This is a genomic window from Corallococcus exercitus, from assembly GCF_042231735.1.
GTDB classification, from domain to species: Bacteria; Myxococcota; Myxococcia; order Myxococcales; family Myxococcaceae; genus Corallococcus; species Corallococcus exercitus_B.
On record NZ_CP102577.1, the window covers coordinates 6,253,452 to 6,267,428 of the forward strand.

General features: G+C 70.8%; 14 protein-coding genes. 2 read left to right on the forward strand and 12 right to left on the reverse strand.

The features are described 5' to 3' along the window. Positions 1-38: 38 nt before the first annotated feature. The 5 genes from atpF to NR792_RS24760 form a co-directional block, all read right to left on the reverse strand. Positions 39-587 (reverse strand): F0F1 ATP synthase subunit B, encoded by a 549-nt coding sequence (gene atpF, locus NR792_RS24740; RefSeq protein WP_375755141.1) that lies wholly within the window; start codon positions 585-587, stop codon positions 39-41. Positions 588-729: 142 nt separating this feature from the next. Then, positions 730-960, reverse strand: a complete 231-nt coding sequence (locus tag NR792_RS24745; RefSeq protein ID WP_375755142.1) for an ATP synthase F0 subunit C — start codon at positions 958-960, stop codon at positions 730-732. Between the two features lie 142 nt (positions 961-1,102). Further along, on the reverse strand, positions 1,103-2,158 hold the full coding sequence (gene atpB, locus NR792_RS24750; RefSeq protein ID WP_375755143.1) for a F0F1 ATP synthase subunit A: 1,056 nt from the start codon (positions 2,156-2,158) through the stop codon (positions 1,103-1,105). Next, positions 2,158-2,571, reverse strand: a complete 414-nt coding sequence (locus NR792_RS24755) for a hypothetical protein (RefSeq protein WP_375755144.1) — start codon at positions 2,569-2,571, stop codon at positions 2,158-2,160. The genes atpB and NR792_RS24755 overlap by 1 nt, the downstream gene beginning before the upstream one ends. Next, positions 2,568-2,834 (reverse strand): AtpZ/AtpI family protein, encoded by a 267-nt coding sequence (locus tag NR792_RS24760; RefSeq protein WP_375755145.1) that lies wholly within the window; start codon positions 2,832-2,834, stop codon positions 2,568-2,570. The genes NR792_RS24755 and NR792_RS24760 overlap by 4 nt, the downstream gene beginning before the upstream one ends. Positions 2,835-3,219: 385 nt before the next feature. Here NR792_RS24760 and NR792_RS24765 point away from each other — a divergent pair, with 385 nt between their 5' ends. Next, positions 3,220-3,732 (forward strand): YbhB/YbcL family Raf kinase inhibitor-like protein, encoded by a 513-nt coding sequence (locus tag NR792_RS24765; protein ID WP_375755146.1) that lies wholly within the window; start codon positions 3,220-3,222, stop codon positions 3,730-3,732. Positions 3,733-3,762: 30 nt separating this feature from the next. Here NR792_RS24765 and NR792_RS24770 read toward each other — a convergent pair whose 3' ends face one another. From NR792_RS24770 to NR792_RS24800, 7 genes are all read right to left on the reverse strand, one after another. Then, the gene (locus NR792_RS24770) at positions 3,763-4,377 is read right to left on the reverse strand and encodes a hypothetical protein (RefSeq protein WP_375755147.1); all 615 of its coding nucleotides are present in this window, start codon (positions 4,375-4,377) and stop codon (positions 3,763-3,765) included. After that, entirely contained in the window at positions 4,374-5,204 is an 831-nt protein-coding gene (locus NR792_RS24775) for a DUF692 family multinuclear iron-containing protein (RefSeq protein ID WP_375755148.1), read from the reverse strand. Before NR792_RS24775 ends, NR792_RS24770 begins: the two co-directional genes overlap by 4 nt. Positions 5,205-5,208: 4 nt before the next feature. After that, entirely contained in the window at positions 5,209-6,051 is an 843-nt protein-coding gene (locus tag NR792_RS24780; protein WP_375755149.1) for a class I SAM-dependent methyltransferase, read from the reverse strand. A 19-nt stretch (positions 6,052-6,070) separates the two neighbouring features. Next, positions 6,071-8,200: a carbohydrate binding family 9 domain-containing protein gene (locus tag NR792_RS24785; RefSeq protein ID WP_375755150.1), complete on the reverse strand. Its 2,130-nt coding sequence runs from the start codon at positions 8,198-8,200 to the stop codon at positions 6,071-6,073. After that, entirely contained in the window at positions 8,197-9,507 is a 1,311-nt protein-coding gene (locus NR792_RS24790) for an MFS transporter (RefSeq protein ID WP_375755151.1), read from the reverse strand. The genes NR792_RS24785 and NR792_RS24790 overlap by 4 nt, the downstream gene beginning before the upstream one ends. Then, entirely contained in the window at positions 9,504-10,127 is a 624-nt protein-coding gene (locus NR792_RS24795; protein ID WP_375755152.1) for a hypothetical protein, read from the reverse strand. Before NR792_RS24795 ends, NR792_RS24790 begins: the two co-directional genes overlap by 4 nt. Before the next feature lie 571 nt (positions 10,128-10,698). Beyond that, on the reverse strand, positions 10,699-10,977 hold the full coding sequence (locus NR792_RS24800; RefSeq protein WP_120559934.1) for a PqqD family protein: 279 nt from the start codon (positions 10,975-10,977) through the stop codon (positions 10,699-10,701). Between the two features lie 315 nt (positions 10,978-11,292). Here NR792_RS24800 and NR792_RS24805 point away from each other — a divergent pair, with 315 nt between their 5' ends. Beyond that, positions 11,293-13,947, forward strand: coding sequence for an ATP-binding protein (locus NR792_RS24805; protein ID WP_375755153.1), 2,655 nt, complete (start codon positions 11,293-11,295; stop codon positions 13,945-13,947). The last annotated feature ends 30 nt before the right edge of the window (positions 13,948-13,977 follow it).

The following is a 13,977-nucleotide window of genomic DNA, read 5'->3' on the forward strand; positions in this document are numbered from 1 at the left end:
TCCTGGAACAGGCGGGCGCGGCGGAAGACTCCCGGCCGTTAGGCCGAGCGGCGGGTCGCCGTGGCGCTGGTGGCGCCGGGCAGGCTCTGCACGAACTGCTCGGCCAGCGCGCGGTGCTTCGCGTCGTCCATGCGCTCGCTCATGAGCTTGCTGGCCACCTCCATGGCCAGGTCCACGGCCATGGAGCGGACCTCCGCGATGGCCTTGGCCTTCTGGTCTTCAATCTCGCGGCGGGCGGACAGCTTCAGCTCCTCCGCCTCCTTGCGGCTCTTGGCCATCAGCTCGTCGCGGAACTTCTCCATGTCCGCCTGCACGCGGCGGGTGGTCTCCGCGGCCTCGCGGCGGGCCTCGGCGATGGCCGTCTTCTGGTCGGCCAGCAGCTTCTCCGCCTCGGCGCGCTCACGCTTGGCGCTCTCGATGGCGTTGGAGATCTGCTTCTCGCGCTCTTCCACGAGCGACAGGATGGGCCCCCACGCCTTCGCCCGCAGCACCAGCAGGACGATGACGAAGGTGACGATGGTCCAGAAGATGAGGCCCGGACGGACCTCCACGAAGCTGCTGGCGGCGAGGACAGAGGGCAGGAACATGGCGGGTCCCGGTGAAGCGAAAAGACAGAGGGAGGATGCGGGAGACTTCAGGTGAGACAGGTGCTGCGCGCTGCGAGCCGGAACGCCGGCGCCCCTTCTTCCCGAAGAGGACGCCGGCTCCCGGTGACACCCCTGCCCTGACTCAGACCTTGATGGCGAGCAGGATGCAGACGACCAGCGCGAACAGCGTGGCGCCTTCGATGAGCGCCGCGGCGATGATCATGGTGGTGCGGATGTCGCCGCCGGCGGCCGGCTGACGGCCCGTGGCGTCCATGGCGGCGGCGGCCAGCTTGCCGATGCCGAGGGCGGCGCCGATGATGGAGAGACCCGCGCCGATACCGGCGGCGAGGAAGGCGAGAGCAACGTTCGTCATGGGAGCACGTCTTCTTTCGTGAGGCGGGACCCGCTTGTGGGGGGGTCGTGAAATCCCTTTAGGACTACCTCCGGCGGCCTTTCGAACCGCCGGGTCTTCAACCGGGGCGCGCCGTCACACCGACGTGCGCCCCGTCAACTTGTCAGCCCAGGTGGTGGGCCTTGCCGTGGTCGTGGCTCGCGCCAGCCTCGTGGTGGTCATCGTGGTGGTGGCCCATGGCCACGCTCATCCCGATGAACAGCGCCGACAGCATGGTGAACACGTACGCCTGCACGAAGGCCACGAACAGCTCCAGCAGGTAGATGCCGAAGGCGAACGGCACGCTCACCAGCGCCACTGCGGGGTTGCGGAGCATGAAGATGAGGCCCAGCAGGAAGAAGATGACGATGTGGCCCGCCAGCATGTTGGCGAACAGACGGATGGTGAGCGCGAAGGGCTTGGTGAACAGGCCCAGGAACTCCACCGGAATCATGATGGGCCACAGCCAGGGGGCCACGCCGCCCGTCAGGTGCTTGAGGTAGCCACCGATGCCCGCCGCGCGGATGCCCGCCGCCTGCGTGACGAAGAAGGTGCACAGCGCCAGGCCGCAGGTGACGGCGATGTTGCCCGTGGCGGTCGCCATCCAGGGGAACAGGCCCAGCAGGTTCATGAAGAGGATGAAGAAGAACGCGGTGAGCAGGTAGGGCACGTAGCGGGGACCCTCCTCCTTGCCGATGTTCTTGATGGCCAGCTCGTCGCGCACGAACAGCACGAGCATCTCGAAGAGGTTCGCCCCGGCGCCGCGCGGCACCAGCTTCGTCTTGTCGCGGTTGCTCCAGATGAGGATGGAGCCGATGAGCAGCAGCGCCGCCAGCCACATCATCACCGTGTGCTTGGTGATGGAGAGGTCCAGGCAGCCGGCGCCCAGGCCCGGGTAGACCTCGCCGTGGCCGCCGCCGTGCGGATCCGCCACGGGCGTGCAGGCGCCGTCCTTCAGCGGGATGCGGAGCTGCGGCAGGTGGATGGGGATGTGGTTGTGGCTGAGGGGAATCTCGAACTCGTACTCGTTCGAGTCGGACACGTGGTGGAGGATGTAGCCAGCGACGTCCTCGCCCTCGGCGTCCTGGTCCTCGTTCGCGGAACCGTGCTGAGGGGCCGGGTCAGAGGCCCACACGGCGCCCGCGAACAGACAGGCGAACAGCACCATTGCCTTGCGCATCACTCGTCTCCGCCCGCCGTGTCTTTCGACGCGGCCATCACGTAGCTGACTTCAATCCACTGCAGCGCGAAGTAGACGCCGAAGAAGCCGCCCACGAACGCGATCGCGCTCAAACCCCGGGACACCACCCACGCCAGCCCAATCCCCACGCCCACGCCCCTGAGGGCGAAGACCACACCGACCACCTTCAACGCCGCCTTCAAGTCCGCCTGCTTCGCCGCGCGCCGCTTCAGCACCAGCGCCAGCACGCCCGTCACCGCCGCGATTCCCACGCCCAGGAGCGCGGCGACCCGGTCCTCCGCCGCCTTCGGCAGCGCCGCCGCCACCACCGCGCCCACGCCCATCACCGCCGCCGCCAGCCCCGCGTGCGTCCAGAACGGGTCCCGCTTCGCCTGTCCGCCCGTCCCCGTCACTTGCGCTTCCCCAGCCGGCTCATCGCGTGGAGGAAGCCGTAGAACCCCACGCCAATCCCCACCAGGCTCAGCCCCAGGAGCAGCCAGGGCGCTGTCCCCAGCCACTTGTCCAGGAAGTAGCCTCCCAGGACCCCCACCACCGCCCCGCCCACCAGCTTCCAGACCGCGGAGATGTACGGCTCCGCCGCCCGCATCTGCCGGGCCGTCTCGCCCAGCTCACTGCCCGGCGCGTCCTCCTGCTTGCGAGGCTCCTGGTCTGCCATGCGGACGCCTCACCAAACCCCGGGAAAGTCTTGGGTTTCCTTCACCAACCCCGACCCCGCCCATACACGCGCGGGCGCCGCTTAGCACCGAATGCGCGGCGCGTGCAACCGCTACGGGGACGCGGGGGGCCGGGGTGCCAGCAGCGGTTGCGGCACCCGCAAGCGCAGCTACCACGGCGGGGGACCCGTGGGGGGTGTTTCGCCTCTGGAAGGGGCCCGCTGTAGCAGGCGGCCCGGGGGGCGCCCGGTGGATCAGCGGCGGAGGGAGGCACTGGAGGGGGTGACGGGCGTCCGGGCGTCGCGCCCGCCGTCTCTTACCATCGGCGGGACGGCATCGCCAGCTTGGCAGGGGTCACGTTGGCCGCTCATGCCCAAGGAGTCACGCATGCCGAAGCCGCTCGAGCTCACCTCGCCCATGTTCAAGGACGGAATGCCCATCCCCATCGCCTTCACCGGCGAGGGCGAGGACCGGGCGCCACCCCTGCACTGGGAGAACCTCCCCGCCGGGGCCAAGAGCCTGGCCCTCATCGTGGAGGACCCGGACGCGCCGGACCCGGCGAACCCCCAGCGCACCTTCTGCCACTGGGTCGTCTACAACCTCCCCGTCAATGCCCAGAGCCTCCCGGACGGGGCCACCCTGGACGTGCTGCCGGCGGGGGTGAAGCTGGGACGCAACGACTTCGGCCGGCAGGACTACGGCGGTCCCATGCCGCCCATCGGCAACCACCGGTACTTCTTCAAGCTGTACGCCCTGGACACGGTGCTGCCGGACCTGAACCAGCCCACGCGCGCGCAGCTGCTCCAGGCGATGCAGGGCCACATCGTGGGGGAGACCCAGCTCATGGGCACCTATGAGCGGCTGCACCACCGCCGGACGGAGCACGCGCATCCCCACTGAGGGGGCGTCTGGGGATACCTCGGGGGCACCTCAAGGTGACGGCAGCTCGCGCGGTATCACGGCGGGCAGGCCAGGCACCTTGAGGAACTCCACGCGCGTGGGCCTCGGCTCCACCGGGGGCCAGCCTGGCGCGGCCAGCGCGGCGAGCAGCGTGAGCACCGGGTAGTCGAAGGACTCCACGCGCGGGCCCGACGCCGGCATGGGGGCAAGTCCCCACGCGAGCGACAGGCGCAGCCGTTCACACCGCGCCAGCTGCGGCACGTACGCGGGCAGCCGCTGGAGGAGCTTCGCGTGCGGGGCGTGCTCGCCCGCCTCCAGGAAGTGGCAGTACGCGATGGCCTCCTCGCGGTTGAGCACCTCCGGCGGCACGTCCTGGAGGAAGCGCGCTCGCAGTGGGCCCAGCTCCGGCCGCTTCGCCTCGTCCACCCAGGCCAGCTGCTCGCGCACGCGCTCGGTGCGGTGGAAGTCCATCATCCGGCCGGCGCGCTCCACCACCTCCGGAGCCACCCGGTGGAGTGCCTCCGCTTCCGGCGGCGTCAGGCCCAGCGGGGCCAGGGCCGCGGGGGCATCGCGGCGCCACGCTTCACGAAAGCGGGGATCCACGTGCAGCCGCGCCAGGACTTCCAGCGTTCGTGGGTAGCTCATGCCGCGCTCGCACCGCAGCGCTGGAGGATGGCTCGCGCGCGGGCCAGTTCCTCCACCAGCCGCGCGAAGGGAGGAAAGCCGCTGTCCATCTCGAAGTTCACCCCGCGCACCGGGCTGCGGGGCGCCACGTACTCCAACAGGCGCCACACCTCCTCCGGCGACGGCGCGGAGTGGCTGTCCAACCTCAATCCCTCCATCGTGATGCCGCCCGCCAGGTGCACCTGCACCACTCGCTCCAAAGGCAGACGGTCCAGGAAGGCATACGGGTCGAACCCGTGGTTGACCGCGTTGCAATAGAGGTTGTGCAGGTCCAGCAGCAGGCCGCAGTCCGCGCCCTCCACCACACGGCGCAGGAACTCCGCTTCATCCAACGTGTTGAGCGGCGTGTGGAAGAGATACGCGATGTTCTCCACCACGAAGGGCACGTCCAGGTCCGCCCGCGCCGCCTTCACGTTGCGCACGCACGTGGCCACCGCCTCCTCCGTCAGCGGAACTGGCGTCAGCGCGCGCAGGGGCAGGTTCCCCACGCGCGTGAAGCACAGGTGGTCTCCGTGCCAGACGCTCTTCGTGACGTGACGGATGCGCTTCAGGCCCTCGCGGTAGCCGGGGGCGTCCACGCCGTCCGAGCCCACGGACAGCTCCAGGCTGTGGCCCACCAGGGGATAGCGCTTCGCGAGCAGCTCCAGCCGCCGCTCCGCGTCCGGCGTGAGCGGCAGGAAGTGCTCGGGCGTCACCTCCAGCCAGTCCACGCCGGGGTTGCCTCGCGCCAGGTGCGGATTGAGGTCCCAGCGGTAGCTGAGCCCCACGCCCAGGAAGGGAAGGCCCATGGCTTCAGGCCTTGCGCCGCGCCATCACCTGGAGGTGCTGCCCCAGGACGGCGAAGCCCTCGTGCGCCAGCTTCTCCTGCAACGCCAATATCTCCTCGCGCGCGGCCCACGCGTCCCACGGCTGCTCCGGGGTGCCGCCGTGCGCGGCCGCCATCGCCTTGAGCATGTCGAAGAACATCACCGGCTTGCCGAAAACCTCCAGCAGTTCCGCGCCCGCGTCCGCCACCGCGCGCTCCAGCTCGCGCACCGTGAAGGCGTGCACCGGCAGGCCATAGGGGCACGTCGTGCGGCCGTCGTGGAGCGTGCGGAAGGCCTCCTGCGGCTTGCCCAGCTTCAGGTAGCTGGAGAACGCCTCGTAGCGGTTGTCCACGCCCAGCACCACCGGCGCGCCCGGCTTCGCCACGCGCACCAGCTCCTTCACCGCGCGCGGGTACGCGTCCAGGCAGTACGACACCGGGTCGCCCTCGCAGAAGACCAGGTCGAAGGCCGCATCCGGCAGCTCCAGCGCCGCGACGTTCCCCTCCACGAAGGCCACGCGGTCCAGCAGCCCCTTCGCGGCGAACTGGGCCCGTGCGCCGTCCAGCATGCCCGGAGAGATGTCCAGCACGGTGACGTGGTGCCCGGCTTCCGCGAAGCGCGTGCCGAACTTGCCGCCCCCGCCGCCCGCGTCCAGCACGCGCCAGGCCGTGCCGTCCTTGGGCAGGAGCGCCTCCACCGGCTTCCAGGTGAGGTGCTCGTACGTCAGCCAGAACAGCTTGATGGCCGTGGCGTCCGGCGCACCCTGGTCGTACTTCGGGGACACCTCGTCATAGCGGCGCTTGAGGCTCTGCGGGTCGGCGGCGGTCATGCGAAGGCCCTTGGACAGGTCAGTAGTTGAAGGAGATTTTCGAGAGGATCCGCCGCTCCTGGGAGCCGCCGAAGGGCTGATCCGTGTAGACGAGGAAGATGTCGCTCCACTGGCGGTAGTGCCACCCCACCATCGCGTCCAGGAACGTGCCCTTCACGGAGTTGTAGTCCGCCAGCTCGTACACGCCGCCCTTCTGCAGCGTCAGGCGCGCGTAGAGGTCCGGGCTGAAGTGGTAGCGCAGCTGCGCGTAGCCGGAGAAGCTGTAGCCGTCGCCGGACGTGCCGTAGAGGTCGCTGTTCGTCGGCACGTTGAAGTTGCGCGTGTAGAAGCCGCTGAAGCGCGCGACGATGTGCGGCCCTATCTTGATGTTCGCCGCGCCGTTGAAGCCGCGGATCTCCCCGCCCAGGAAGCGGCCGGTGACGGCCGTCAGCGTGTAGCTCTGCCAGTCGTGCGGGAACAGGGTGAAGCCGAACGTACCCAGCCGGTCCCGGAAGCCCAGGTTGTCGTCGTAGATGCCCTCCAGGTAGAGCGCGAAGTCGTGGTGCAGGTAGGGCTGCACGTTGAGGCGGTTGCGCCAGCGCGTGCGCTCGCCCTCGTGGTTGCGGCGCCACAGCGAGTCCCACGTCACGTCCAGCCGGGGCAGGAAGCGCCACCCGGGGAACGGGTTCAGGAACAGGCGCGAGTTGTAGCCCTGCTTGTCCACCACCGGCGTCCAGCCCAGCGGGTTCGCGTAGTTCTTCCCGATGTCCTCGAACTGCAACCAGAACTCCGACAGCGTGTCGAAGCGGTGCAGGCCCACGTGGTACGCGTCCGAGTCCTCGTTGCCCAGCGGGCTCCAGCTCTTCAGCGCCTGCGCCTGGATGAAGAACTCCTCGAAGAGGTGGAAGTTGCCGTCCACGCCCACCGTCTGGAAGTCCGAGTCCCCGAACAGCCCGCCCCGCCCGCTGCGGTTGAGCGCCACCAGGGCAATCATCGACCGCTTGCCGATGTCCTGCTGCAACCGCAGCACGCCGGAGTTGACGTTCTCGAAGACCTCGCGGCCACTGCCATCCCGGCCGGTGAGGTCGCGGTGCTGCACGTCCATCATGGAGAAGCTCAAGCCCCCCAGCTTGCCGGTGAGCTGCAGGCCGCCCCACACCCGGTCATGCGGCCGCAGCGCGATGCGGCGCGAGGAGAAGACGTTGATGGGCGCGATGAAGAGGTGCTCGCTCTCCGTGAAGAATGAGCGGCGCTCCGGCAGCAGCGGCTGGTCCGTGTCCAACAGCAGGAAGCTCTGGTCCGCCTCCGCGTCGCTGAAGTCCGGGTTGGCGGTGAGCTTCACCGACAGCCAGGGCGTCGGGTCGATGCGCGCGTCCGCGCCCACGTTGGGACGGAAGGTGCCCCGGTCGTCCGTCGTCTTCAGCGCCACCGTGGTGGCCACGTACGGGGTGATGCTGAAGATGGAGCGCGGCTTGATGCCCTTGAGCCCCTCCAGGTGCGGGTAGCGGCTCACCTTCGCGCTGTTGACGCCGTCCGGCGTCCAGTTGCTCCACTCCTGGTTGCGCGACTGTTCGCGGTCCAGGAGCATGCCGAAGGACATCTCGTCCTTCGCCTCGAACTGGAAGTTGGCGAACGGGATGCGCACCTCCGAAATCCACCCGTCCTTCACGAGGGTGGACTTCGTCTCCCACTCCCCGCGCCAGTTGGTGGAGAACGCCTCGCCGTCATCCACGATGCGCCCGTCGGTGCGCACGCCCAGCGGGTTGGTCCAGAAGTAGTACGCGTTCCGGTGGTCCAGGAACGTGTCCAGGATGATGGTGATGTTGTCCTCCTGGTGGAGGAACCCCTCGTTCTGCACCGTGTAGCCGGTGATGCGCTCCGGCTTCGTGTCGATGCAGTGGAAGAGGAAGTACAGGTTGTCCTGGTCGTAGAGGATGCGGACCTTCGTGTCGTCCGGCGCGGGCTTGCCGTAGTTGACGCGCGTGAGGTACCAGCCCGAAATCTCCGGGGCCGCCTGCCACGCGGGCTCGTCCCCCTTGCCGTCGATGGTGATGGCGTCCTGCGTCCGCGTCGCGGTGACCTTGTACGTTGAATCAGCGTGTCCCAGCGTGGGCACCAGCGCGGCCAACAGCGCGGTGCCCCAGCGACACACGAGGCGAAGGGGGCTCATCCAGGCTCCGAGGTGGGGGTGAGGGCGGCCACGGGGGCCGGTTCAGGCGTGGCGGGGGAGGGCGCCTCGCGCACGCGCGACACACAGCCGAGCGCCAGCACGAGGGACACCGACGAGACGAGGAACGCGCAGCCGATGCCGGCTGCTTGCGCGACGAAGCCATAGGTGACGGGCGCGAGCACGGAGGCCAGCGCGGCGCAGGCGCCCAGCGCGCCCATGAACCGGCCGCGCTCGGAAGGGCCCGGGGACTGCTCCACCACCAGCGCGGACGCGGAGGAGCGGTGCAGGCCGTCGGGGATGGCCAGCAGCACCCAGGCCACCACCAGCGCCATCAGCGCGGCGCCGTCCGGCAGCCATCCACAAGCCCCCAGCACCGCCGCCATCACCGCCATGCCCGCGAGGCCCGGCGCAATCAGCCCCACGCGCCGGGACATCCGGTCCGACAGCCGTCCGCCCAGGGGCTGCACGAACGCGTACGTCAGCCACGACGCCGCCACCAGCGGCCCCACCGCCTCCCGGGGCGCGCCCAGCTCCACCGCGTACAGCGGCAGGTACGTGGGGAACAGCGCCAGCGCGAAGGTGAAGAAGAACTGCCAGAGGAACAGCGCCGCCGCGCCCGGCCGGGCCTTCACGTAGGTGAACGGCGACAGGAGCCCCCGGAGCACCAGGCCCCACCCCGCCCCCGCCCCGCGCGGCGCCTCCGTGCGCGGCCGCGCCGGTTCGTCCAGCCCCAGGAGCAGCAGGCTGCCCGCGAGGAACAGGCCCCCCGCCAGGAAGAAGGTGCCCGCCACCGACAGCGCGCGGATGACGGCGGAGGACGCGAACAGCGCCGCGACGAACACCACGTTCGACGTGGCATCCAGCAGCGCGAAGAGGGTGGCGCGCTGCCTGGCGGGCGCGAAGTCCGCCACCATCGCGTTGGACACCGGCGCCGCGCTGCGCGACAGCAGCATCTTGAGGATCATCACGGCGGCGAGCGGCTGGGGGTCGTCCACCAGCGCCACCGCCGGCACCATCAGCGACGTGACGAGCGACAGGCCCACCACGAAGGGCTTGCGTCCGTGGCGGTCCGACAGCGCCCCCAGCACCGGCTGCACGAAGATGGGCAGGAGCGCGCCCGCCGTGTAGAGCGCGCCAATCTGCTGGAAGCCCAGCCCGCGCGAGCGCAGGTACAGCGGCATCACCGGGTTGAGCAGGCCGGAGGCCGCCATGCCCAGGAGCCCCGAGCCCAGCATCACCCTGAGGTTCCCCAGCCCCCGCGTCAGCCCATACATCTCCCGGATGGCACCGGCGCCCTGGCGGATCATCCCCCCACCCCTCCCCCGGCGCCGGCCTCATCGGCGTGACGCTTCAGCCCCAGCACCGCATCCACCGCCTTCGTGAGCGTGGGCACCGGCCGCACGTCCAGCGCCGTCAGGGGCGCCGGGTCGAACCCGCTCCCCTCCGGCACGAACACCGTCACCCGCCCCGCCCGCGGAAACACCTGCGTCACGTAGGCCTGCGCCACGGCCAGCTTTCCCTGCAGGAACTCGCGCGGCGCGGGCGCGAGCCGCTCCCCATGCGCCTCCAGCGCCACGCCCGTGCCCAGGAAGGGCGACGGCAGCGGCAGCCCCGCGAGCAGCGCCACCCACGCGACGAACAGCGGCAGCGACGCGCTCCGGCCATCCAGCGTCACGTTCCGGCCGCGCGGCGAGACGTGCAGGTCCGTCTGTTCCCACGGCAGCGCGTAGCGCGCGCGGCCCACCGCCGACAGGTGGCGCGCATGGTCCTGCCACGCCGGGGTGAAGGCATTGCCCCGCGACACGTCCGTCCACAGCCGTCCCTGGCCGGGGCGCACGGACACCTCCACGGGCACGACGCGAAAGAGCGCGTGTCCGCCGACGTCCGCCTGGGTGAAGAGCAACACCTGCGTGGATGCGGGCAGCATGGGCGGGGCGTGTCGGCGCGCTCGAGGAGAGACACAGCCGGGAGGAGGACCGAGGCCCTCCTCCCGGCCATGAAACGCGTTACTCCGCGTTGATGATCACGGTGCCCATGCCGTTGGAGCAGGTGCACTTGTCGGTGGCGGCGGAAACGCGGACGATCTCGGACTGGATGTACATGGTGGTTCTCCTGGGTTTGGGTTTGGGACTCGGGAAACGACGGGAGTGGCTACTCCGCGCTCGTGGTCGTCGTGAGGACGCCCATGCCGCCGGAGCAGGTGCACTTGTCGGACGACGCGGTCACGCGGACGATCTCGGACTGGATGTACATGGTGTTTCTCCTGGGATGGATTGCTGCGTTCACTGCCACTGCGGTGAAACATGGCGGAGTGTGGACAGGAGGTCTGACATTGCCTGCCAACACACCGGTGCTTCATTCCAGCCGTGATGAGACGTCTCACGTCTGGCATCACGCGCACCCGGGGCGACCCGGGCACACGGGATTCCCAAAGGCCAGGACATGGCCCGGCCTGTCCCTCTCACGAGGGAAAAGGCGCTACAGCGGACGGCGGAAGGTCAGACGGGACGCGAGGGCTCGCACAGCCCCAGCTCCTGGAACTGCGTCACGGTGCGTTGGACGTCCGCGCGGATGGCCTCTTCCTGGCCCGCGGCGCCCAGCCGCAGCGCCAGCGACGCCACCGCCCCGTCCAGGGACGTGCCGCCCTGGCACAGCTCGAAGATGCGCGCGGCGGTCTCGTTGACCCGGAAGACCTCTCCCCCCTCGGTGTCCAGGAGGAAGAAGGCCCCGTCCTGCTGCTGGACGATGACGCCGGAAGTCGCGTGGGGCAGGTTCAAGACATCCCCCTCGGAAGGCGCGGCCCCCGGGATTCCTGGCGGAAGCGAAAGACATCGGAATCCGGTTCAAGCCGCGCTGTTACAATTCCATGTTTCTAAATGCTCTCACCGGCAGTGTCAATACATGCAAGGATTTGGGTTGGGGGACCATGAGAGGGTTTGCGGACGTGCCAGGTCTCGCAACGCCGCGCCGGTCCAGAGGCGGGACCGGCTGTTGTGCGCTGGTGGGCGATTGACGGGCGGGGGTGGCTTCACCGCGGCAGCCAGGGGTGCGAAGGTGGGGTGGTGAGGAGCCCAGAGCGCACGAACCGTCGGGTGGGGACGGTTTCCGAGGAGCCCGAGGCGGTGTACCGCCTCTTCGACGACATGCCCCTGGGCGTGTTCGTGCTTCGGGACGGCCTGCTCGTGCACGCGAACCCCGCGATGTCGCGCCTGACGGGCGTCGCGCGTGAGTTGCTGGTGGGGCAGCCGGTGACGGCGCTCCTCTGGGAGCCGGGGCCCCTGGAGGACCCGGCGGACCGGCTCGCGCGGCGGCTGGGCACGGCGCCGGCGGCGGGCACCTACGAGGCGTGGCTGCACGTCGCGGGCAGCGGGGTGCGCGTGGAGCTGACGGTGCATCCGCATGCCCGGGATTGGGTGGTGCAGGTGCGCGACGTGACCTGCCGCGTGCGGCGCCGCATGGTGCTGCGGCGGCTGGCGGAGCTGGGGAGCGCGGTGCGCGCGCTGCACTCCGAGGACGCGGTGCGCGAGGAGGTGTTCCGGGGGCTGGAGGCGCTGGAGCTGGGCTTCGCGTGGCTGACGCCCCGGGGCGTGGGCGTGGAGCTGTCCGTGGCGGGGCTGGCCCCCCGGCTGGTGCCGCACGCGCCGGCGCTGGGCGGCCGCGTGCGGGCGGAGGCCCCCGGCGGCTGGGCACCCGCGCTGGTGCGCACCTGGCGCGACGGCGACGCGTGGGTGGAGGACCTGGGCGTGGAGGCGTCCCGGTTCGTGTCCGAGGCGCGCATGGACGCGGTGCTGGCGGTGTTCCGCCGCGCGGAGACGCACCGGGCGGTGGGCGTGCGCATCGACGTGGAGAACGCGCCCATGGCCATGCTGGTGCTGGCCTCGGAGTGGCTGAGCGAGGAGGACGTGGCCGCGGTGCGGCTGTTCGGCCAGCAGGTGTCCTCCGCGCTGGACGCGGCGCGCACCATCCAGCGGCTGAGCGTGCGCGCCACGGCGCTCACCGCGCTGGGACGGCTGGCGGCGCAGGCCGCGGCCGCGCCGCACCCGCGCGCCTTCTTCGGCTCCGGCACGGAGGAGATCTCCGGCCTGCTGGGCTGCGACGCGGTGTGCCTGCTCTTGCCCGCGGACACGCGGCATGAGCCGGGCGAGCCCCTGGAGCTGGTCTACTCGCGCGGCCTGTCCGAGGACGCGGTGGCGCGCGTGCGCCGCGCGCGGCTGGGCTCGCTTCCCCGTCCGGGCGGGATGCCGGACGCGGTGCAGGTGCTGGAAGCGGAGGCGTGTCCCGCGCCCACGCGCGACGCGCTCCGGGCGCTGGCGTTCCAGACGCTGGTGTCGGTGCCGCTGCGGGTGCGCTCGCGGGGCGTGGGCACGTTGAGCGTGCTGTTCCACGCGCGGCGGCGGCTCACCGCGCTGGAGGTGGAGACGCTCCAGGCCATGGGCACGCACTTCGCGGCGGCCATTGAATCCCACCGGCTGCTGGACGAGGTGCGCGGCCGCGCGGAGGACCTGGCGCTGATGCACGAGGTGGGCAAGGCGCTGGCGGCCACGCTGGAGCTGGACCGGCTGCTGGCCACGGGCGTCACCAGCCTGGCGCGCATCGTGGACGTGCCGGACGCGTACGTGCTCTTGCCGGACGCCGAGGGCCAGCGGCTGGCCATCCGCGCCGCGACGGGCGGCCACCCGGAGCTGTTGGGGCGCGAGGTGCCGCTGGACCTGTCGTCGAACTCGCTCGCGGGTCAGGTGTTCCGCACGCGCCAGCCGCTCCGGGTGGAGGACGCGAGCACGGAGGTGCGGCTGAACGACGAGCTGCGCCAGGCCGCGGAGGGCATGGCGTACATGGTGCTGCCGCTCGCCGTGCACGACCAGATGGTGGGCGTGGCGGTGATGGTGGAGACGCGCCGGCCGCGCCGCTTCACGGCCGCGGAGCTGGAGCGGGCGGACGCCATCGCCAACCAGCTGTCGCTGGCGCTGGAGGGCGCGCGGCTGGTGGAGGACCTGAAGCAGAGCTACGCGAAGCTGGCGCGCACGCAGGAGCAGCTGGTGAACCGCGAGCGCCTGGCCGCGCTGGGCGAGCTGTCCGCGGTGGTGGCCCACGAGGTGCGCAACCCCCTGGGCGCCATCTTCAACTCCGTGGCCACCATCCGCCGCATCGTCGGCCCGGAGAGCGCGGCGACGCCGCTGCTGGACATCGTGGGGGAGGAGGCGGACCGGCTGGACCGCATGGTCGCGGACCTGCTCACCTTCGCGCGGCCTCCGTCGCCGCACCCGTATCCGGTGTCCGTGTCGCAGCTGCTGGAGGAGGCGGTGGGCAGCGCGCTCTCCGACGTGGGCGCCACCTCGCCGCATCCGGTGCGGGTGGAGTGGGTGATGGAGGACGGCGTGCCGCCGGTGACGGTGGACGAGCGGCTCATCCGCCAGTGCTTCCTCAACATCGCGCTCAACGCCGTGCAGGCCATGCCCCAGGGCGGCACGCTGCGCGTGGTGGCGCGCAAGGCGTGGATGGACCGGGCCGGCGTCCAGGTGGAGATCTGCGACACGGGGCCGGGCATCCCGCTGGAGCTGCGCACGCGCGTCTTCGAGCCCTTCTTCACCACCAAGGCGCAGGGCACCGGGCTGGGGCTCGCCCTGGTGAAGCGCATCATGGATTCGCACCTGGGCCAGGTGTCGCTGGACACGCCGGAGACGGGCAAGGGCACCATCTTCCGGCTCTTCCTGCCGCTGGAACCGCCCGCGGCGCCGCCCCTGCCCTGATGGGCGCCTGACAGACGCGTGAGCGGCACA